At 69.2% G+C, this 19,523-nt stretch carries 18 protein-coding genes and 2 pseudogenes; 14 read left to right on the top strand and 6 right to left on the bottom strand.

The annotated features are described in order from the left end of the window. A pseudogene (locus ACKOQ4_RS14165) lies at nt 1-140 on the bottom strand (ComEA family DNA-binding protein); the annotation flags it as partial. On the opposite strand from ACKOQ4_RS14165, the gene ACKOQ4_RS14170 reads away from it, so the two are divergent. Further along, nucleotides 88-1,341, top strand: a complete 1,254-nt coding sequence (locus ACKOQ4_RS14170; protein WP_526292902.1) for a ComEC/Rec2 family competence protein — start codon at nt 88-90, stop codon at nt 1,339-1,341. The pseudogene ACKOQ4_RS14165 and the gene ACKOQ4_RS14170 sit on opposite strands and share 53 nt — an antisense overlap. A 12-nt stretch (nt 1,342-1,353) precedes the next feature. After that, nucleotides 1,354-2,319 (top strand): DNA polymerase III subunit delta, encoded by a 966-nt coding sequence (gene holA / locus ACKOQ4_RS14175; RefSeq protein ID WP_526292904.1) that lies wholly within the window; start codon nt 1,354-1,356, stop codon nt 2,317-2,319. A gap of 1 nt (nt 2,320) precedes the next feature. Here holA and rpsT read toward each other — a convergent pair whose 3' ends face one another. After that, nucleotides 2,321-2,584: a 30S ribosomal protein S20 gene (rpsT, locus tag ACKOQ4_RS14180; protein WP_526292906.1), complete on the bottom strand. Its 264-nt coding sequence runs from the start codon at nt 2,582-2,584 to the stop codon at nt 2,321-2,323. A 258-nt stretch (nt 2,585-2,842) separates the two neighbouring features. On the opposite strand from rpsT, the gene ACKOQ4_RS14185 reads away from it, so the two are divergent. The 3 genes from ACKOQ4_RS14185 to ACKOQ4_RS14195 are packed head-to-tail and all read left to right on the top strand — an operon-like array spanning nt 2,843 to nt 6,194. Then, nucleotides 2,843-4,378 (top strand): circularly permuted type 2 ATP-grasp protein, encoded by a 1,536-nt coding sequence (locus tag ACKOQ4_RS14185; RefSeq protein ID WP_526293004.1) that lies wholly within the window; start codon nt 2,843-2,845, stop codon nt 4,376-4,378. Next, nucleotides 4,378-5,355, top strand: coding sequence for an alpha-E domain-containing protein (locus tag ACKOQ4_RS14190; RefSeq protein ID WP_526292908.1), 978 nt, complete (start codon nt 4,378-4,380; stop codon nt 5,353-5,355). The genes ACKOQ4_RS14185 and ACKOQ4_RS14190 overlap by 1 nt, the downstream gene beginning before the upstream one ends. Then, complete coding sequence (locus ACKOQ4_RS14195; protein WP_526292910.1) at nt 5,355-6,194, top strand: transglutaminase-like domain-containing protein; 840 nt, start codon at nt 5,355-5,357, stop codon at nt 6,192-6,194. The genes ACKOQ4_RS14190 and ACKOQ4_RS14195 overlap by 1 nt, the downstream gene beginning before the upstream one ends. 48 nt (nt 6,195-6,242) lie before the next feature. Here ACKOQ4_RS14195 and ACKOQ4_RS14200 read toward each other — a convergent pair whose 3' ends face one another. Continuing rightward, nucleotides 6,243-7,064 carry a ribonuclease Z gene (locus ACKOQ4_RS14200; RefSeq protein WP_526292912.1) on the bottom strand — a complete coding sequence of 274 codons (822 nt, stop codon included), beginning with the start codon at nt 7,062-7,064 and terminating at the stop codon, nt 6,243-6,245. 114 nt (nt 7,065-7,178) lie between these two features. Here ACKOQ4_RS14200 and ACKOQ4_RS14205 point away from each other — a divergent pair, with 114 nt between their 5' ends. Then, entirely contained in the window at nt 7,179-7,616 is a 438-nt protein-coding gene (locus ACKOQ4_RS14205) for a CBS domain-containing protein (RefSeq protein ID WP_526292914.1), read from the top strand. Nucleotides 7,617-7,624: 8 nt separating this feature from the next. Here ACKOQ4_RS14205 and ACKOQ4_RS14210 read toward each other — a convergent pair whose 3' ends face one another. Further along, nucleotides 7,625-8,248: a type II toxin-antitoxin system PemK/MazF family toxin gene (locus ACKOQ4_RS14210; protein WP_526292916.1), complete on the bottom strand. Its 624-nt coding sequence runs from the start codon at nt 8,246-8,248 to the stop codon at nt 7,625-7,627. A 99-nt stretch (nt 8,249-8,347) separates the two neighbouring features. Here ACKOQ4_RS14210 and lepA point away from each other — a divergent pair, with 99 nt between their 5' ends. Then, nucleotides 8,348-10,216: a translation elongation factor 4 gene (gene lepA, locus ACKOQ4_RS14215; RefSeq protein WP_526293006.1), complete on the top strand. Its 1,869-nt coding sequence runs from the start codon at nt 8,348-8,350 to the stop codon at nt 10,214-10,216. Nucleotides 10,217-10,263: 47 nt separating this feature from the next. After that, on the top strand, nt 10,264-10,956 hold the full coding sequence (locus tag ACKOQ4_RS14220; RefSeq protein ID WP_526292918.1) for a sensor domain-containing protein: 693 nt from the start codon (nt 10,264-10,266) through the stop codon (nt 10,954-10,956). 2 nt (nt 10,957-10,958) lie between these two features. Here the strand turns inward: ACKOQ4_RS14220 and ACKOQ4_RS14225 are convergent. Beyond that, nucleotides 10,959-12,860: pseudogene (locus tag ACKOQ4_RS14225) on the bottom strand (glycoside hydrolase family 15 protein); the annotation flags it as partial. A 182-nt stretch (nt 12,861-13,042) separates the two neighbouring features. Between ACKOQ4_RS14225 and ACKOQ4_RS14230 the strand changes: the two are divergent. From ACKOQ4_RS14230 to ACKOQ4_RS14255, 6 genes are all read left to right on the top strand, one after another. Continuing rightward, the gene (locus ACKOQ4_RS14230) at nt 13,043-13,249 is read left to right on the top strand and encodes a hypothetical protein (protein ID WP_526292920.1); all 207 of its coding nucleotides are present in this window, start codon (nt 13,043-13,045) and stop codon (nt 13,247-13,249) included. Between the two features lie 307 nt (nt 13,250-13,556). Further along, nucleotides 13,557-14,585, top strand: coding sequence for a sulfate ABC transporter substrate-binding protein (locus tag ACKOQ4_RS14235; protein ID WP_526293008.1), 1,029 nt, complete (start codon nt 13,557-13,559; stop codon nt 14,583-14,585). After that, nucleotides 14,582-15,406 (top strand): sulfate ABC transporter permease subunit CysT, encoded by an 825-nt coding sequence (gene cysT / locus ACKOQ4_RS14240; RefSeq protein ID WP_526292922.1) that lies wholly within the window; start codon nt 14,582-14,584, stop codon nt 15,404-15,406. The genes ACKOQ4_RS14235 and cysT overlap by 4 nt, the downstream gene beginning before the upstream one ends. Next, complete coding sequence (gene cysW, locus ACKOQ4_RS14245) at nt 15,403-16,209, top strand: sulfate ABC transporter permease subunit CysW (protein ID WP_526292924.1); 807 nt, start codon at nt 15,403-15,405, stop codon at nt 16,207-16,209. Before cysT ends, cysW begins: the two co-directional genes overlap by 4 nt. After that, complete coding sequence (locus ACKOQ4_RS14250; protein WP_526292926.1) at nt 16,206-17,231, top strand: sulfate/molybdate ABC transporter ATP-binding protein; 1,026 nt, start codon at nt 16,206-16,208, stop codon at nt 17,229-17,231. Before cysW ends, ACKOQ4_RS14250 begins: the two co-directional genes overlap by 4 nt. Before the next feature lie 11 nt (nt 17,232-17,242). Further along, on the top strand, nt 17,243-17,605 hold the full coding sequence (locus ACKOQ4_RS14255) for a hypothetical protein (protein ID WP_526292928.1): 363 nt from the start codon (nt 17,243-17,245) through the stop codon (nt 17,603-17,605). Nucleotides 17,606-17,641: 36 nt separating this feature from the next. On the opposite strand, the gene ACKOQ4_RS14260 is transcribed toward ACKOQ4_RS14255, so the two are convergent. Further along, a complete protein-coding gene (locus ACKOQ4_RS14260) occupies nt 17,642-19,369 on the bottom strand; it encodes a hypothetical protein (protein WP_526292930.1) in 1,728 nt (575 codons plus the stop codon). Nucleotides 19,370-19,523 lie beyond the last annotated feature (154 nt).

Genomic DNA, 19,523 nt, shown 5'->3' on the forward strand with positions numbered 1-19,523 from the left:
ACCCGCACCAGCGGACGCAGCTTCTCCAGCCGGGCCGGACCGATACCGTCGATCTCGGCGAGTTGATCGACGGCCGAGAACCGGCCGTTGGCCGTCCGCCAGGCCACGATCGCCGAGGCGGTGACCGGGCCCACCCCCGGCGAGAGCCCTCGGCAGTCCGGACCCGGGCGGCTGATGTTCCGTGCCGAACTGTTCAGCGGCGACGACGCTGAGGCCTCCGGAGCGGTGACGGTTTTCGCCAGGTCCGTCGACTTCGGCCGGCTGACTGCCGGGCAGCCGGCGAGTTTCCGGGCGCGCATCGCACCGCCGCGCCGGCACGACCTCACCGTGGCCGTCCTGACCGCGGTGGGCCGTCCCCGGTTCGGGCAGGCGTCGTTCGCGCAGCGCGCCGCCGAGGCGGTGCGGACCCGGTTCGCCGAGGCCGCCCGCGAGGTGTTGCCCGCCGATCAGGCGTCCGTGCTGCCCGGTCTGGTGCTGGGCGACACCTCCGCCGTTCCGGCTTCCACCACCGAGTCCTTCAGGACAGCGGGTTTGATGCATCTGACCGCGGTGTCCGGTGCCAACGTCACCATCGTCTGCGGCACGGTGCTGCTGTCTGGCTATCTGCTCGGGCCCCGCGCAGCGGTCGGGCTGGCCGCTCTGGCACTGGTGGCCTTCGTGGTCGTGGTGCAGCCGGGGGCCAGTGTGCTGCGCGCGGCGATCATGGGCGCCATCGGCCTGCTCGCGATCGCCTCCGGCCGGCGCCGCCAAGCCATTCCGGCCCTGGCGGCAACGGTGATCGCGGTCCTGCTCGTCGCACCCCACCTGGCACTGGACGTGGGCTTCGCCCTGTCGGTGTCGGCGACCGCGGCTCTTGTCACGGTGGCGCCGGTGTGGTCGGCGCGACTGGTCGCCGCGGGCTGGCCGCGGCCACTGGCCGCAGCCGTGAGTGTCGCACTGGCTGCGCAGTTGGTCACCGCGCCGCTCATCGCGGCGATCTCCGGACGGTTCAGCGTGGTCTCGGTGCTGGCCAATCTCGCAGTGGCAGCCGTCATCGCGCCGATCACCGTGCTGGGCACCGCCGCCGCGGCGCTGGGGTGCCTGTGGCCGGGCGCGGCCGGGCTGCTCATCCGGTTCACCGGGCCGGAACTGTGGTGGCTGCTGCGGGTGGCGCACACCGCCGCCCAACTGCCGGGCGCAGCGGTGCCGGTGCCCTCAGGGTGGGCGGGTCTGGTCACCGTCGGCGCCGCGGCGGCGGCGGCGATCGTGTGCTGGCGCCGGCGGTGGTTCCGGCTGTCGGCGGCGGGCGCTTCGCTGTGCGCCGCGGCCTGGTCGGTGTCGGGTCTGGTCGGCGGTCCGTGACACCATCGTGAGGTGAGCGAGACGCCCGGACTGCATCTGGTGCTCGGCGACGAGGAGCTTCTCGTCGAGCGCGCGGTGAGCGCCGTCCTGCGTGCGGCCCGCGACTCGGCCGGCACCGACGACGTGCCGGTCAACAGGCTGCGTGCCGGGGAGGTCTCCACCCACGAACTGGCGGAGTTGCTCAGCCCGTCGTTGTTCGCCGACGAGCGTGTGGTCGTCCTGGAGTCTGCCGGCGAAGCCGGTAAGGACGCCGTCGCGCTGATCACCGCGACGGCCGCGGATCTGCCGCCGGGAACCGTGCTGGTGGTTCTGCATTCAGGCGGCGGGCGCGCCAAAGCCCTCGCCGGTGAACTGCGCAACCTGGGTGCGCAGACCCACCAGTGCGCCAAGATCACCAAGGCCGCCGAACGCGCCGACTTCGTGCGCACCGAGTTCCGCTCGCTCAAGGTCAGGGCCGACGACGACACCGTCGCCGCGGTGCTGGAGGGCGTCGGCTCGGACATCAGGGAACTCGCCGCGGTCTGTTCGCAGTTGGTGGCCGACACCGGCGGCCGGGTCGACGCGGCCGCGGTGCGCCGCTATCACAGTGGCAATGCGGAGGTCACCGGCTTCGACATCGCCGACAAGGCGGTCGTCGGCGACGTCGCCGGCGCCGCCGAGGCGCTGCGCTGGGCGATGGCGCGGGGGGTGCCGCACGTCCTGCTGGCCGACGCGCTCGCCGAGGCCGTGCACTCCATCGCCCGGGTGGGCCCACTTCGGGGAAGTCACTACCAACTGGCCGGTGAGTTGGGAATGCCGCCGTGGCGGGTGCAGAAGGCGCAGAAGCAGGCCAGGCGATGGTCGCGGGACAGCGTCGCGACGGCGATCCGGTTGGTGGCAGCGCTCAACGCCGACGTCAAAGGAGCGGCGGCCGACGCCGACTACGCACTGGAGACAGCGGTGCGGAAAGTCGCGGAACTGGCCGCGGCGCGCGGCTAGCTCAGGAGAGCTTCGCGAGGGCGTGTGCCAGGGCCGACTTCTTGTTGGCGGCCTGATTCTTGTGGATGACGCCCTTGGTGGCGGCCTTGTCGAGCTTGCGGCTGGTCGAGACCAGCAGTTCGGCAGCCTTGTCCTTGTCGCCCTCGGCGGCGGCGGTGCGGAACGCGCGGATGGCGGTGTGCAGGGACGACTTCACCGACTTGTTGCGCAGCCGACGGCGCTCATTGGTCAGAATGCGCTTCTTCTGCGACTTGATGTTGGCCACGCGTCTAGGTCCTCAATCTCAGATCTGGCTTTCGGCTGTCGTGCACCGGGACTTGAGAGCCCTCGCGGCGCTCTGCGAGACTACCAGCCCGGGCCGCCCGGACCCAAAGTCGAGCCGCTCAGCCTGCGAAAACGGCCGATGTGATGCAGCATGTGACGGGTGACTGTCCGTAGCGCCGACGCCAGCGCCCCGGCCGACGACCACCGGATATTCGGCGGGTACCGCGAGCCGGGGCCGTATGCCGCGGCGTTCGACGAGATGTTCGACAGGCGCGGCAACGTGCGGGCGCCCTACAAGGGCATCTTCGCCGAACTGGCCCCCACCGGTTCGGAGGAACTCAGCGCCCGCACCGAGGCGCTCGGCCGGGCCTTCGTCGACCAGGGCATCACGTTCTCGCTGTCCGGCCAGGAGGAGCGGCCCTTCCCGCTGGATTTGGTACCGCGGGTGATCTCGGCCGCGGATTGGGCCAAGCTGGAGAGCGGCATCACCCAGCGGGTGGTCGCGCTGGAGAGGTTCCTCGACGACATCTACGGCGATCAGGAGATCCTGCGCGACGGCGTCATCCCGCGCCGGCTGGTCACCTCCTGCGAGCACTTTCACCGCGAGGCCGTCGGTATCGACCCGCCCAACGGGGTGCGCATCCACGTCGCCGGCATCGACATCGTCCGCGATGCGCAGGGCACCTTCCGGGTACTCGAGGACAACCTGCGCTCGCCCTCGGGGGTGTCCTACGTCATGGAGAACCGCCGGGTGATGACCCGGGTGTTCCCCAACCTGTTCGGCACCCACCGGGTCCGCTCGGTCGACGACTATCCGTCGCACCTGCTGCGCGCCCTGCGCAACGCCGCGGCCACCAACGAGTCCGACCCCACCGTGGTGGTGCTCACCCCGGGGCCGTTCAACTCCGCCTACTTCGAGCACTCCCTGCTGGCCCGGCAGATGGGCGTCGAACTCGTCGAAGGCCCCGATCTGTTCTGCCGCGACAACATCGTCTACATGCGCACCACCGAGGGTGAGCGACAGGTCGACGTGATCTACCGCCGCATCGACGACGAGTACCTCGATCCGCTGCATTTCCGGCCCGACTCGGTGCTCGGGGTGGCCGGCCTGCTCAACGCCGCCCGGGCCGGCAATGTGGTCGTCTCCAGCGCGGTCGGCAACGGCGTCGGCGACGACAAACTGGTCTACACCTACGTGCCGACGATCATCGAGTACTACCTCGGCGAGAAGCCGCTGCTGGCCAACGTCGACACGCTGCGCTGCTGGCTGGAGGACGAGCGGGCCGAGGTCTTGGACCGGGCGCACGAACTGGTCGTCAAACCCGTCGAGGGATCCGGCGGTTACGGAATCGTCTTCGGCCCGCACGCGTCCGAGAAAGAACTGGCCGCGGCGCGGCGCAAGATCAAGGCCGACCCGCGCGGCTGGATCGCCCAGCCGGTTGTGCAGTTGTCCACAGTGCCGACCAAGGCCGGCGACACCCTGGCTCCCCGCCACGTGGACCTGCGCCCCTTCGCGGTCAACGACGGTGAGCGGGTGTGGGTGCTGCCCGGCGGGCTGACCCGGGTTGCGCTGGTCGAAGGCTCGCTGGTGGTCAACTCCAGTCAGGGCGGGGGATCCAAGGACACCTGGGTGCTTGCCTCGAGGTCCTCGGCGGCCGCCCGCGAAATGGCCGCCGCCCAGGTGGTGCGCACCCTGCCGCGGACCGCGGCCGCCGAGACGCACCCGCTGCAGCAGCAGGCCATGAGCGGTCTGCATCAGCAGCAGCAACAGCAGCAGCAGAGCGGAGTGCGCTGATGCTGGCCCGCAACGCCGAGGCGCTGTACTGGATCGGCCGCTACGTCGAGCGCGCCGACGACACCGCCCGGATTCTCGACGTGACCGTGCATCAGCTGTTGGAGGACTCTTCCGTCGACCCCGACCAGGCCTCGCGGATCCTGTTGGAGGTCCTGGGAATCGAGCCGCCCAAGACCCGGCTGGAGATGTGGGCGCTCACCGACCTGGTGGCCTTCAGCCGCGACCTCTCCCACGGCTGCTCGATCGTCGATGCGATCAGTGCGGCCCGGGAGAACGCCCGCTCGGCCCGCGAGGTCATCTCCGGAGACATGTGGGAGTGTCTGAACACCACCTACAACGCGCTGCCGGAACGAGAGCGCGCGGCACGGCGGCTGGGCCCGCACGAGTTCTTCACTTTCGTCGAGGGCCGCGCGGCGATGTTCGCCGGGCTGTCCGACTCCACCCTGTCGCGTGACGACGGGTACCGGTTCCTGGTGCTCGGCCGGGCGCTGGAGCGCGTCGACATGACGGTGCGGCTGCTGCTGTCGCGGGTCGGCGACAGCGCGTCATCGCCGGCCTGGGTGAGCGTGCTGCGTGCCGCGGGCGCCCACGACACCTACCTGCGCACCCATCGCGGCGTGCTGGACGCCAACCGCGTGATCGAGTTCATGCTGCTGGACCGGCAGTTCCCCCGCTCGGCCTTCTTCTCGCTGCGGCTGGCCGAGCACAGCCTCGACGAACTGAGCGGACCGCGCGACGGCGCGGGTGCCGAGGCCCGGCGGCTGCTCGGCCGGGCCCGCAGCGAACTGGAGTTCGTCCGCCCCGGGGTGCTGCTGGAGTCCCTGGACGTGCGGCTGTCGGGGCTGCAGTCCATCTGTTCGGAGGTCGGGGAGGCGTTGGCGCTCAGGTACTTCCGGCTCGCCCCGTGGGTGGAGTGGTCCGATGCCGGACACACCGATGCGGTGGTCGTGGCCGAGGGGTTGGAGGCCGGTTCCTGATGTGGCGGATGCGGGTGGTGCACGAGACCGGGTACGCCTACAAGGCGCCGGTGACCGCGTCCTACAACGAGGCCCGGCTCACGCCGAGGTCTGACTCCCGGCAGAACGTCATCGTCAACCGCGTCGAGACCGCCCCGGCCACCCGGTCCTACCGGTACGTGGACTACTGGGGAACCGCGGTGACCGCCTTCGACCTGCACGCGCCGCACCTGGAACTCGAGGTGACCTCCTCCTCGGTGGTGGAGACCGACAAGCCCGAACCGCGCACCACCAGCGTCGGCTGGGACGAACTGCGGTCCGCTCCCGTGCTGGACCGCTATCACGAGGTGCTCACGCCCACGGCCTACACGCCGGCCGGCAAGGGCACCGACCGCATCGCCCGTCAGATCGCCAAGGGTCACGACCCGCATGACGCCGTGCTGGCCGTCGTGGACTGGGTGCGCGACAGACTGCAGTACGTGCCCGGCACCACGGGTGTGCACACCTCCGGACTCGACGCCATGCAGGAGGGCAAGGGGGTGTGTCAGGACTTCGCGCACCTGTCCCTGATCCTGCTGCGGGCGATGGGCATTCCGGCGCGCTACGTCTCGGGCTATCTGCATCCGCAGCCCGACGCGGTGATCGGAGACGCGGTGGAAGGGGAGAGCCACGCCTGGATCCAGGCCTGGACGGGCGGCTGGTGGAACTACGACCCGACCAACGACACCGAGATCAACGAGCAGTACATCAGCGTCGGGTCGGGCCGAAGCTACGCCGACGTGAGCCCGCTGAAGGGCATTTATCTGGGCCGCGGGTCCAGTGACCTCGACGTCGTGGTCGAGATGACCCGTCTGGCCTGACAACTTCGGCGCGCTCGTGTGCGCTCAGCGGGCAGAAGCGCGCCGAAGTCACACGGAGAGGCGCAGCAGGTCGTCGCCCAGTTCGACCCTGCCGCCGAACTCGGCGGCCGCCAGCGCGCGCCACTGGTCCTCCTGGCCGGGCACCAGCGGCGGCACGTAGTGGGTCAGCACCAGGGTGCCCACTCCGGCGCGGGCCGCGGTGGCGGCGGCCTGCTCCACCGAGGAGTGGTAGTCGAGGATGTCGCGGATCCGCTGGGCCGGCATCTGCTCGACGAGATCCTTGCGGATCGCGGTGTGCACCAACATGTTCGCTCCGTGGGCCAGTTCGTCGAGGCTGCCGCACGGCACGCTGTCGCCGGCCAGCACCACCGAGGCGCCGTCGTGTTCGACGCGGAAGCCGATGGTCGGCTCGACGGGGCGGTGGTCGGTCGGCGCGGCGGTGATCCGCACGCCGCCGACGTCCCAGACCTGGCCCCCGGTGTGCTCGTGCACCTCCAGGATGGGCGGTTCGGTGATGTCGGCGTGGTGGTGGATCCGATAGGAGATGTCGGGAGCCAGCGCGGCCAGGGTCGCCTCAACCACCGCCCTGGTGCCGGGCGGGCCGATGACCGGCAGCGGGTTGGGGCCGATCGTGGTGACCCATCGGGTGGTGATCACGTCGGACAGGTCGGTGATGTGGTCGCTGTGCAGGTGGGTCAGCAGCAGCGCGGTCAGGTTCGCCGCACCGGTCCCGGCCGCAGCGGCGCGCATCAGCACGCCGCGTCCGCAGTCGACCAGGAAGGTCTGCCCGCCGGCCGTTACGAGGGTGGACGGCCCCGCCCGGTTCGGGTCGACCATCGGACTGCCGGTGCCGAGCAGGGTGATCTCCATGAGAACCGTCTTACCGGGACAACCCGTTCCGCAACGGCCGCACTCGTCGTAGCCTGTTGTGACACCAGTCACACGACCCTATTGTGACACCAGTCACACGACCAAGGAGCGGCCATGCGCATCGCGGACATCCTGCGTGCCAAGGGCGTCTCGGTGGCCACCGTCACCGAGAGCACCACCGTCACCGGCCTGCTGGCCGAACTGGCGGTGCACAACATCGGCGCCATGGTGGTGATCGGCAGCGACCAGGGCGGCATCGTGGGCATCGTCTCCGAGCGCGACATCGTGCGCTACCTGCACGAATACGGATCGGACCTGATGCGCCGTCCAGTCGCGGAGATCATGAGCGCGGTGACGGTGACCTGCCGGCCCGAGGATCCGGTCGACGGCCTGGCCGCGCTGATGACCAACAACCGGGTGCGCCACGTGCCGGTGCTCGAGGGCGGCCGGCTGGCCGGGATCGTCAGTATCGGTGACGTGGTCAAGATCCGGATGGAGGAGCTGCAGGACGAACGCCGCCAGCTGCAGGCCTACATCACCCAGGGCGGCTGAGCGCGGGCTCAGCTCCAGGAGTACTCGGCCCGCAGCCGCGCGGCGACGATCTCGAACGTCGGCCGGTCCAGGATGGCGCCCTCGCGCCGGATGCTCTCCTCGGGCACGTCGAGCACCCGGTCCAGCCGCACCCAGCTGGACCGGCCCTCCCCGCTCGCATAGCCGGAATCCCAGCTCCCCGTGCCGATACCCACCCAGGATGGGTCGTGGGCGTGATGGGTCTGGCTGGACAGCATCAGCCCGAGCAGGGTGCTGTGGTCGCGGCCCACCACCAGCACCGGCCGGTCCTTGCCCCTGGTCGGGTCGTCCTCGTAGACGACCCAGGTCCACACCACCTCGCCCGGGTCGGCGCGGCCGTCGAGGCTGGGGGCGTAGACCACCCTTCGGGCCCGGTGGGCGGTGGGGGCGCTGGTGCGGGTGACCGGCCGGCCCGCGGTGATCGCCGCCGGGGGCGCCGGCGGCATGGCCGAGGCGACCAGGACCTCGATGCCCAGCCGGATGCCCTGGGCGATGCCGTTCTGAATGGTGCGCTGAACCGCATTGGGGCTCTGTAACTGACGGATGAGCTTCGGTGCCTCGTTGAACACCAGATGCTCCGCGAACCGCTGGAACGTCCTCCACTGCGACGCCATTCTGATGAGCATAGGCGAGGATCGCGACGGGGTGCGCGCCGCGATTGTGACCGTGAGCGGTCGGCTGGATACGCTTGTCACCGCCGGACCCGAGCGCGTATTCAGGAGATTCCCATCAGCAGTTTTGCCGATCAGACGTTCACTGCGCCGGCGCAGATCCGTAACTTCTGCATCATCGCCCACATCGACCACGGGAAGTCCACCCTGGCCGACCGGATGCTGCAGTTGACCGGCGTCGTTGACGAACGCTCGATGCGGGCCCAGTACCTCGACCGGATGGACATCGAGCGGGAGCGCGGCATCACCATCAAGGCCCAGAACGTGCGCCTGCCGTGGAAAGTCGGCGACACCGACTACGTGCTGCACCTCATCGACACCCCCGGCCACGTCGACTTCACCTACGAGGTCTCCCGCGCCCTGGAGGCCTGCGAGGGCGCGGTCCTGCTGGTCGACGCCGCTCAGGGCATCGAGGCGCAGACCCTGGCCAACCTGTATCTGGCCCTGGACCGCGACCTGACCATCATCCCGGTGCTCAACAAGATCGACCTACCCGCCGCCGACCCGGACCGCTACGCCGGCGAACTGGCGCACATCATCGGCTGCGAACCCGATGAGGTGCTGCGGGTGTCGGGCAAGACCGGGCAGGGCGTGGGCGAACTGCTCGACGAGGTGGTGCGCCAGGTGCCCGCACCCACCGGTGACGCCGACGCGCCGGCGCGGGCGATGATCTTCGACTCGGTCTACGACATCTACCGCGGCGTGGTCACCTACGTGCGGGTGGTCGACGGCAGGATCACCCCGCGCGAGCGGATCAAGATGATGTCCACCGGGGCCAACCACGAACTGCTCGAGGTGGGAATCGTCTCGCCCGAACCCAAACCCACCGACGGGCTGGGCGTGGGCGAGGTGGGCTACCTCATCACCGGTGTCAAGGACGTCCGGCAGTCCAAGGTCGGCGACACCGTCACCACGGCGCGGCACGGCGCCACCGAGGCGCTCACCGGCTACCGCGAGCCCAAGCCGATGGTGTACTCCGGGCTGTATCCGGTGGACGGCTCGGACTACCCGAATCTGCGTGAGGCGCTGGACAAGCTGCAACTCAACGACGCCGCCCTGACCTACGAGCCGGAGACGTCGGTGGCGCTGGGGTTCGGTTTCCGCTGCGGCTTCCTGGGCCTGCTGCACATGGAGATCACCCGCGAGCGCCTGGAGCGCGAGTTCGACCTGGACCTGATATCCACCTCGCCCAACGTGGTTTACCGGGTGATCACCGAAGACGGGACCGAGAAGATCGTCACCAACCCCTCGGACTGGCCGGCGGGCAAGATGCGCGAGGTCTACGAACCGGTGGTCAAGTGCACCATCATCTCCCCGAGCGAGTTCATCGGCACCATCATGGAACTGTGCCAGTCCCGTCGCGGCGAACTGGGCGGCATGGACTACCTCTCGCCGGAACGCGTCGAACTGCGCTACACCATGCCGCTGGGGGAGATCATCTTCGACTTCTTCGACTCGCTGAAGTCGCGCACCCGCGGCTATGCCAGCCTGGACTACGAGGAGGCCGGCGAGCAGGAGGCCGACCTGGTCAAGGTGGACATCCTGTTGCAGGGCGAGGCGGTCGACGCGTTCTCTGCCATCGTCCACAAAGACAGCGCCTCCGCCTACGGGAACAAGATGACCACCAAGCTCAAGGAACTCATCCCGCGTCAGCAGTTCGAGGTGCCGGTGCAGGCCGCGATCGGATCGAAAATCATTGCCCGCGAGAACATCCGGGCGATCCGCAAGGACGTGCTGGCAAAGTGCTATGGCGGCGACATCACCCGCAAGCGCAAACTGCTGGAGAAGCAGAAGGAAGGCAAGAAGCGGATGAAGACCATCGGCCGGGTCGACGTGCCGCAGGAGGCCTTCGTCGCCGCACTGTCCACCGATGCTGCCGGCGACAAGCCGGGAGAGAAGACCCGGAAGTAGGGTCCATCGCTCGCCGGGGTGCGGTCGTCGGGTCGCGGATCATAGGGGTGGCGCTGGGGGTTGCCGCCGCGTCCGGCTGCGGTCCGACGGTCGGCGGCAGCGCGGTGAACCCTCAGATCGACCTGAGCCGGGTGCTGCCCAGCGCCGAACAGGTGGAGCGGGCGGTGGGCAACCCGCTGGACCCGACCGCACTACCGCAGGTGGGCGGAGTTGATCTGCTGCCCAACGGTATTCGTGACAGCAGTCAGGTCTCCCCGTTCGGCTGCCTCGGTGCGGCGACCCCGTTGATGCGGGTGGTCTACGCGCGCGGGGACGTCCACCGGGTGGCCTTGCAGGACTTCGCCCGCTACGGCGCGGGCTTGACGGTGTCCAGCGCGCACACCGGGGTGGTGCGGTTCGGATCGGAGGCCGAGGCCACCCGGATGTTCGACGAGTTCGTGACGCAGTGGCGGTCCTGCGCACGCACCCGGGTCACCGTGCAGATCACCGCGAACTCCGCGCTGGAGTGGACGGTCACCGACGTACGCGAGACCGGCAGCATCCTGTCGGCGACGGTCCTCAACGGCGAGCCGGGGCAGGAGACGGCTTTCCCCACCGAGCACGCTCTCGGCGTCGCCGCCGACTGCATCCTGGAGGCCGACGTCGCGATCACCGACGCAGTACCGGCCCGGCGGGAGCCGACCGGCCGGGCGGCCGAACTGGTGTCGATGATGCGGGACAACCTGGCCGGCGGCCGCTGAGCTCAGACCGGCGCGTTGGCCGGCTGGAACACCCCGGTCCCGTCGGCCTGCTCCTCGGCGCGGATGACGTGCACCACCGCGTTGATAAGCGCCAGGTGGGTGAACGCCTGCGGGAAGTTGCCCAGGTGCCGGCCGGTGCTCGGTTCGATCTCCTCGGCGTAGAGGTGCAGCGGACTGGCGAACGACAGCAGTTTCTCGCATAGATGCCGGGCCCGGCTGACCTCGCCGATCTCGACCAATGCCGAGACCAGCCAGAACGAGCAGATGGTGAACGATCCCTCCTCCCCGGACAGGCCGTCGTCGGTCTCCTCGGTCCGGTAGCGCAGCACCAGGCCGTCCTCGGTGAGCTCGTCGGCGATCGCCAGCACTGTGGCGCGCACCCGCGGGTCGTCGGGAGGAAGGAACCGCAGCAGCGGGACCAGCAGGAGCGAGGCGTCCAGGGCGTCACTGCCGTAGCGCTGGGTGAAGACCCCGCGCGAGTCCACGCCGTGGGCCAGGATGTCGGCCTTGATCTCGTCGGCGATCGCCCGCCACTGCCGGCCGTAGTCGGTGCTGCCCTGCAGTTCGGCGAGTTTGGCCCCGCGGTCCAGCGCCACCCAGCACATCACCTTCGAGGAGGTGAAGTGCTGCGGCTCACCGCGCACCTCCCAGATGCCGCGGTCGGGTTCGCGCCAGTGCGCGATCGCCTCGTCGACCTGCTCCTTGAGCACCGGCCACAGCGCATCGGAGATGTTCTCCCGGGACTTGCAGTGCAGGTACACCGAGTCGAGCATGGTGCCCCAGATGTCGTGCTGGCGTTGGTTGAAGGCGCCGTTTCCGATGCGCACCGGCCGTGCCCCGTCATAGCCGGAGAGGTGGTCGAGTTCGCCCTCGACCAGTTCGCGCTCTCCACCGACGGCGTACATCACCTGAAGTGGCTGGCGCGCACCGTTGTTGGCCCCCGAAACGTCGGCGATGAAGGAGAAGAAGTCATCGGCCTCCCGGTCCAGGCCAAGAGTGTAGAGACCCCAGAGCGCGAAGGTCGAGTCCCGGACCCAGGCGTATCTGTAGTCCCAGTTCCGTTCCCCGCGTGGGGTTTCCGGTAGCGAGGTGGTGCTCGCAGCCAGCAGCGCGCCGGTGGGGGAGTAGGCCAGGCCTTTCAACGTGAGCGCGCTGCGCTGCAGGTAGGCCCGCCACGGATGGTCGGGGAAATGCCCGACGTTGATCCACTGCCGCCACGCCTCGGCGGTCTGCCACATCTTCTCGGCGGCGTCCTCGTAGGTCTGCGGGGACGGGTGATCCGACCACGACAGTGCGACGAAGACGTTGTCGCCCTCCTTCAGCCGGGTCCGCGCCCGGGCCTCACGGCCCTCCAGCCCGATACGAAGGTTGGTGGTCAGCCGCAGGGTCGGGTGGGCGTCGGAGTCGGTGCGGGCGCGGGCGACCGCCTCGCCGTAGGCGTGGGCGGAGTACTCCCACTCCGCGGTGAGACGACCGTAGTCGAAGGCCGGTTCGCAGTTCATCACCAGCTCCACGGTGCCGCTCACACAGCGCACCGTGCGCAGCAGGATGTGTTCGGCGTCCCAGTCCATCGGGGTGCGCCGGTGGGTGTGCGACCGCTCCTCCACGTCATGCCAGGGACCCATCACCAGGGCATCGCGCACGATCACCCAGCCGGTGGGGGTCTGCCAGGTGGTCTCCATGATCAGACTGCCGGGCAGGTAGCGGCGTGCCGCCGGAACCGACACCCCGTAGGGCGCCAGCCGGAAGTGACCGGCGCCGCGGTCGAGGATCGACCCGAACACGCTCGGCGAGTCCGGCCGCGGGACGCACATCCACTCCACCGAGCCGGCCGAGGAGATCAGGCAGGTGTTCTCGCAGTCCGAGAGGAATGCGTAGTCGGCGATCGGCGGAAAGGGGCTGCGGTGGGAGCCGGCCGGCCCGCCGTGCGCCGGCTGGCCGATTTTGCGGTCCGGCCCGGACGGTCTGGTGTCAGTGTCCCCACCTGCGGGTTGAGCATGCAGAACCATCCCGCCATCATGGGCTTGCCGGGGCTTCGCCGTCTGGCGAACCGGTCAGAATCCACACCGGGGCATAGGGTGGTGCGGTGTCCGGTTTCCTGAGCTGGTGGGACGGCTTCGAACTGTGGTTGTCCGGGCTCGGGTTCGTGCTTCAGACGCTGATCGTCATGCCGGTCGTGCTGGCGCTGGCCTACGGCATCGCGCTGTCGGTGGACGCGGCGCTCGGCGGGGGCATCCGGGCGCTGCGCCGGCTGCGTGGCGGCGGTCACGCATCCGGGGAGTCGGGCCGGTGAACGGAATGCCCCGCTCCCGGGTGACTCTGGCGCTGGTCGCCCTGCTGGTTTTGGTCGTCGTGGTCTGGCTGCTCAACAACCGCTGATCGGTCCGTACGGTGCGGCTCTGTTAGGCTGCGGGCCATGCGATCGGCGCCCGGCTTCAGTGCCCGCCCGGCCATGGCCGGCACCGCGGCCCGCCGCTGTTGTCGCTGACCCCCCTGCCTGTCTGGAAACCGGTGGTGGTCACGGCATGACGCTCGTGAACCTCTCGTTTGACGTGACGGGCGCGCGATCCCCGACTCCCCCCGACGAGAAAGGCCCGTCCATGCTCAGAGTTTCCCCGCGCCGCTGGCGCACCGCCACGGCAATCGCCGCCACTGCGACCGCTCTGGCCGCCTGCGGCGGCGGCGCCAGCGACGTCGTCGGCGGCGGCGACACCGATGCCGAAACCACGCTGACCCTGGTGGCCTACGCCGTGCCCGAGCCGGGCTGGAGCAAGATCATCCCGGCCTTCGCCGACACCCCGGAGGGTAAGGGCGTCGAAGTGACGACGTCCTACGGCGCCTCCGGTGACCAGTCCCGCGCGGTGGTGGACGGAAAACCCGCCGACATCGTCAACTTCTCCGTCGAGCCCGACATGACCCGGCTGGTCAAGGCAGGCAAGGTCTCCCCGGACTGGAACACCGACGTCACCAAGGGCATCCCGTTCGGTTCGGTGGTCTCCCTGGTGGTCCGCAAGGGCAACCCGAAGAACATCAAGGACTGGGACGACCTGCTGCAGCCCGGTATCGAGGTGGTCACCCCCAGCCCGCTGAGTTCGGGCTCGGCCAAGTGGAACCTGCTGGCGCCGTATGCGGTGAAAAGCGACGGCGGCAAGAACCAGCAGGCCGGCCTGGACTACGTCGGCAGGCTCGTCGGTGATCACGTCAAGACCCGGCCGGGCTCCGGTCGCGAGGCCACCGACGTCTTCCTGCAGGGCACCGGTGACGTTCTGATCAGCTACGAGAACGAGGCCATCAACATCGAGCGCAGCGGTAAGGATGTCGAGCACGTCAACCCGCCGCAGACGTTCAAGATCGAGAACCCGGTCGCCGTCGTCACCGGCAGCACCCATCTGGAGAAGGCGGCCGCGCTGAAGAACTTCCTGTTCACCACGCAGGGGCAGAAGATCTGGGCACAGGCCGGCTTCCGGCCGGTCGATCCCGCCGTGGCCGCGGACTTCACCAAGGACTTCCCGGTGCCGCAGAAGCTGTGGACCATCGCCGATCTCGGCGGGTGGGGTGCGGTGGATACCGCCCTGTTCGACAAGGAGAATGGGTCCATCACCACCATCTACAAGAAGGCGACCGGATGACGGCAGCCGCCGGTCTCCGGGCGGAACCGCGACGTGACGCCGCCCCGGCTCTGGCCGGGGCGGCGTCGATCTGGCTGAGCGTGATCGTCCTGCTGCCGCTGTCGGCCATCGTCTGGCAGGCCGGCCGCGGTGGCTGGCCGGCGTTCTGGGCCGCCGTGACCTCCAGCGCGGCGCTGGAGTCGTTCCGGGTAACGCTGACCGTCGCGGTCGGGGTCACGCTGCTCAACGCCTTCTTCGGGCTGCTGGTGGCCTGGGTGCTGGTTCGCGACGACTTCCCCGGCAAGCGACTGGTCGACGCGGTGATCGACCTGCCCTTCGCGCTGCCCACCATCGTCGCCAGCCTGGTGATGCTGGCGCTCTACGGGCCGGCCAGCCCGGTACGGTTGCACCTGCAGCACACCAAGTGGGGTGTCGGGGTGGCGCTGCTGTTCGTGACGCTGCCGTTCGTCGTGCGCACCGTGCAGCCGGTGCTGCTGGAACTCGACTACGAAGTCGAGGAGGCGGCCGCGTCGCTGGGCGCCAACAATCGGGTGATCTTCACCAGGCTGATCCTGCCCGCGCTGCTGCCCGCCCTGCTGACCGGCGCGGGTCTGGCGTTCTCCCGGGCAATCGGCGAGTTCGGTTCGGTTGTGCTGATCGGCGGTGCGATCCCGGGCGAGACGGAGGTGTCCTCACAGTGGATCCGGACCTTGATCGAGAACGACGACAGGACCGGCGCGGCGGCCATTTCCATTGTGCTGCTTATTGTTTCCTTTCTGGTGCTGCTCGCGCTGCGGCTGATCGGCAGCCGCGCCGCCCAGCGTGAGGAGCTCGCCGCGTGACCGCCTCGGCGTGGGTGCGCCACCTCGGACGCTTCGTCGCGGTGGGCTATGTGCTGGTACTGGTCATCGTCCCGGTCGCTTTGATCCTGCTGCGCACCTTCGAGCCGGGCATCGGGGCGTTCTTCGGCTCCATCAGCACACCGGCCGCGATATCCGCGCTGCAATTGTCGCTGCTCGTCGTGGCGATCGTGGTGCCGCTCAACATCGTCTTCGGGATACCTACCGCTCTGCTGCTGGCCCGCAGGAGGTTTCGCGGCAAGGGCATCCTCCAGGCCATCATCGACCTGCCGTTCGCGGTGTCCCCGGTGGTGGTCGGTGTGGCACTGATCCTGCTGTGGGGCACCGCCGGCGTCCTCGGTTTCGTCGAGAACAACCTCGGTTTCAAGATCATCTTCGGCCTGCCCGGCATCGTCCTGGCGAGCATCTTCGTCACGGTGCCCTTCGTCATCCGCGAAGTGGAACCGGTCCTGCACGAACTGGGCACCGATCAGGAGGAGGCTGCCGCCACCCTCGGGTCGACGTGGTGGCAGACGTTCTGGCGGATCACCCTGCCGTCGATCAGATGGGGACTCACCTACGGGGTGGTGCTGACGGTGGCCCGAACGCTCGGGGAGTACGGCGCGGTGCTGATGGTGTCGTCGAACATGCCCGGCACCTCACAGACCCTGACCCTGCTGGTCTCCGACCGTTACAACCGCGGCGCCGAGTACGGGGCCTACGCCATCTCTACGCTGCTGATGATGATCGCGGTGCTGGTTCTGGTGGTCCAGTCGGTGCTCGATGCCCGAAGGAGCGGATCATGACCGACGCGATCGTCGTGCGCGCGGCCAACAAGCGCTACGGCGCGTTCGCCGCGCTGGACAACGTCGACTTCGTCGTCCCGTCCGGATCGCTCACCGCACTGCTGGGCCCGAGCGGGTCGGGTAAGTCGACCCTGCTGCGCGCCATTGCCGGCCTGGACCGGCCGGACAGCGGTTCGGTGGTCATCAACGGCACGGATGTCACCAACGTGCCGCCGCAGCGCCGCGGCATCGGGTTCGTGTTCCAGCACTACGCGGCGTTCAAGCACATGACGGTTCGCGACAACGTGGCGTTCGGCCTGAAGATCCGCAGGCTGCGCAAGCCGGAGATCGACGAGAAGGTGGACAACCTGCTCGAGGTGGTCGGTCTGGCCGGTTTCCAGACCCGCTATCCCAACCAGCTCTCCGGAGGGCAGCGCCAGCGGATGGCCCTCGCCCGGGCGCTGGCGGTGGATCCGCAGGTGCTGCTGCTCGACGAGCCGTTCGGCGCGCTGGACGCCAAGGTCCGCGAGGATCTGCGGGCCTGGTTGCGCCGGCTGCACGACGAGGTTCACGTCACCACGGTGCTGGTGACCCATGACCAGTCCGAGGCCCTCGACGTCGCCGACCGGATCGCGGTGCTCAACAAGGGCCGGATCGAGCAGATCGGCACGCCCACCGAGGTCTACGACAGCCCCGCCAACCCGTTCGTGATGTCCTTCCTGGGTGCGGTGTCGACGCTCAACGGAATCCTGGTACGGCCGCACGATATTCGGGTCGGCCGCTCGCCGGAGATGCCGTTCGCCATGCAGGACGGAACCGCGGAGAGCACCGGCGTCGTTCGGGCCACCATCGACCGGGTCGTCTATCTGGGATTCGAAGTCCGCGTCGAGCTGACCAGCGCAACCGACGGGGCGCCGTTCATCGCACAGATCACCCGCGGCGACGCCGAGACGCTGGGGCTTCGCGACGGCGACACCGTCTACGTGCGTGCCACCCGGATTCCGCCGATCGCCGGCGCGGAGCAACTGCCGGCCGGAGGATGACCGTGACAGGTATGCGTAGGCGGATAGTGGCACTGACGGCCGGCTGCGCACTGGTCGCGACCGTGGCCGCAGGGTGCACCACCACCACGACCGGAATCCCCGACCGGGGGCCGCAGACGACGACGAACGGGAAGGACGGCGACGTGACCGGAGGCAACGGCGGGCAGGGCGGCCAGGGCGGTCAGGGCGGCCGGGGTGGTGACGGCGGTCAGGGGGGCGCAGGCGGCCGCGGCGGCCAGGGCGGTCAGGGCGGCGCCGGCGGTAAAGGCGGCCAAGGCGGTAAAGGCGGCCAGGGCGGTGTCGACGGCGCGGACGGTGCGGACGGTGCCGACGGCGCTCCCGGTGCCGACGGTGCGCCCGGCGCGGACGGCTGAGTCGGCACAGCATCGGCTCTGCGCCAGGATCGCGAATCAGGCGTTCGGGAAGCGGACGGTGTAGAAGGCGACCCCCTGTGGCCGCCAACCGCGTAAAAGCCAGCGGAAGCGTTCTCCGGGTGAGGACGTCACCGCATGCTGACCCCGCCACGACACCATCTGCCAGACGGGATCCAGACCGCGCAGGGGCTTGTCGTACGCGGTGAACACGGTGCCGTCGTTGACGTAGCCGGCCCGCTCCAGGGCGTCGATCCTGCGCGCATTTGCGGTGTACACGGTGTCCTGACGCTTGTCATTGTGCAGCGCAACGACATTGGCCACGTAGCTGTCATCGGGGTTGGTCGCGAACGGTACGTCGACCAGGGCCCAGTCGCCGGTGTCCACCAAGGCGGTGGCGTCAGCAGAACTGCTCGTCAGACGCCATTCACCGGTGGCCGGGTTCGTCAGCCGGAAAGCCACCGCCAGGTCGTTCGCCTGGTCGTAGGCGCTCAGCGACTGGTCGGCCCAACTGACCGTCGCGGGGTCGTGCAGCGCCAGTTCCACGGGCATGGTCTGGCCCGGCGAGGGCGTGGTGAAGCGGTAGGCGGGCTCAGGAACGGTGCCGGGGCCGCCGGGGTTGTAGATGGGGCTGTGCGTGCCGAGCCTGGGATCGGGCAGGACGACGTCGGTGATCGCCCGTGCCGCCCGCGGGCTGGAGGCCCAGACGATGACGTCGAACTGGTTGTCGTGGTCGTCGGAGTAGGTGTACTCGGGGTCGGCGGTCAGTCCGGTGCCCAGATCGGCGATCCCCCTGACCTCGATGTAGCCGCCCCGCACTCGGTACCGCACGCCGGGCTGGCTGACGGTGACCGTCGTTCCGCACTTTCCGGCGGCGGTGAGCTGGAAGTACTTGGCGAAATCCTGGGGCTCGAATCCGCTGACGCCGTTAGGCGAGAATCCGCCGGCCGTGAGCAGACGCAGCCGGTAGAGCCGGGGATCGGTGCCGTAGTACTCGACTCCGTGGTTGGCCACCGAGGTGGGATAGCCCGCGGGCGGATAGTCCCCGGCCAGCGACAGCCGGCTGAGCTTGGCACCGACCAGGGTCGGACCGCTGTAGGGGTCGTAGGGGTTGCTGCTCGTCTGGCTCAGCCCGGTGCCGTCAACCAGTCCCCGCGCGGTGATCAGCTTGAGCGGGGTGGAGGATGCGACGACCTGGAACAGCACCGGGTACACCGCCGCCGGGTCGTCGCTCGGCAGCCGATTACCGAAGTCGCCCAAGGCCACGATGGTCTGGCGCTCGTTGAGGTCGTAGTTCGGATTCTGCGCGACATAGGACGGAGTGACGACCTGGCCGGTGTTGAGCTGCACCCGGAAGTTCTGTGGCACAACGGTGCTCGGCAGGATGGGATGGCTGAACTCGATCGGCATCGCGTCCATGAAGGTCTGGGTGACAGGCGTGTCGCTGAAGCCCGCGATCTCGACTCCCGACGGCGAGTCTCCGGAGGTGATGTTGCGCAACGGCGCCGCGGGATCGCGACCGACGAGTTGTCCGACCACGCCGGCACCGGCGGCGACGGCCAGGTCGATGTCACTCTCGCCGGTCAGGCCGGGGATGCCCTGGATGCCCTCGAATCCGTAGTTGGCGGCCAGGATCCGGGGCTTACTCTTCGAGCCACCGAAGACGTCTGCCGCGACGACGATGTCGCGGTGCAACTGGTCGTACGGCGACCCTTGATCGGTGCCGGTTGCGGTTGCGCGGGAGCGTATCGCAACCGTGCCGGCCACGCCCCGTCTAGGTCTGCGCGTCGGACCCTTTGCCGTCAGACCGGCTGTGACGCGTGCGGACGGCGTACCTGTCGAGTCGGCCGGTCGTGCGGTCTCCTCGGCCGACGCCGACGGCGGCAGCCAGGTCAAAAGCACGGCCCAGCCCAGGCCAAGA

Source organism: Mycobacterium sp. (assembly GCF_046095365.1).
Classification (GTDB): Bacteria; Actinomycetota; Actinomycetes; order Mycobacteriales; family Mycobacteriaceae; genus Mycobacterium.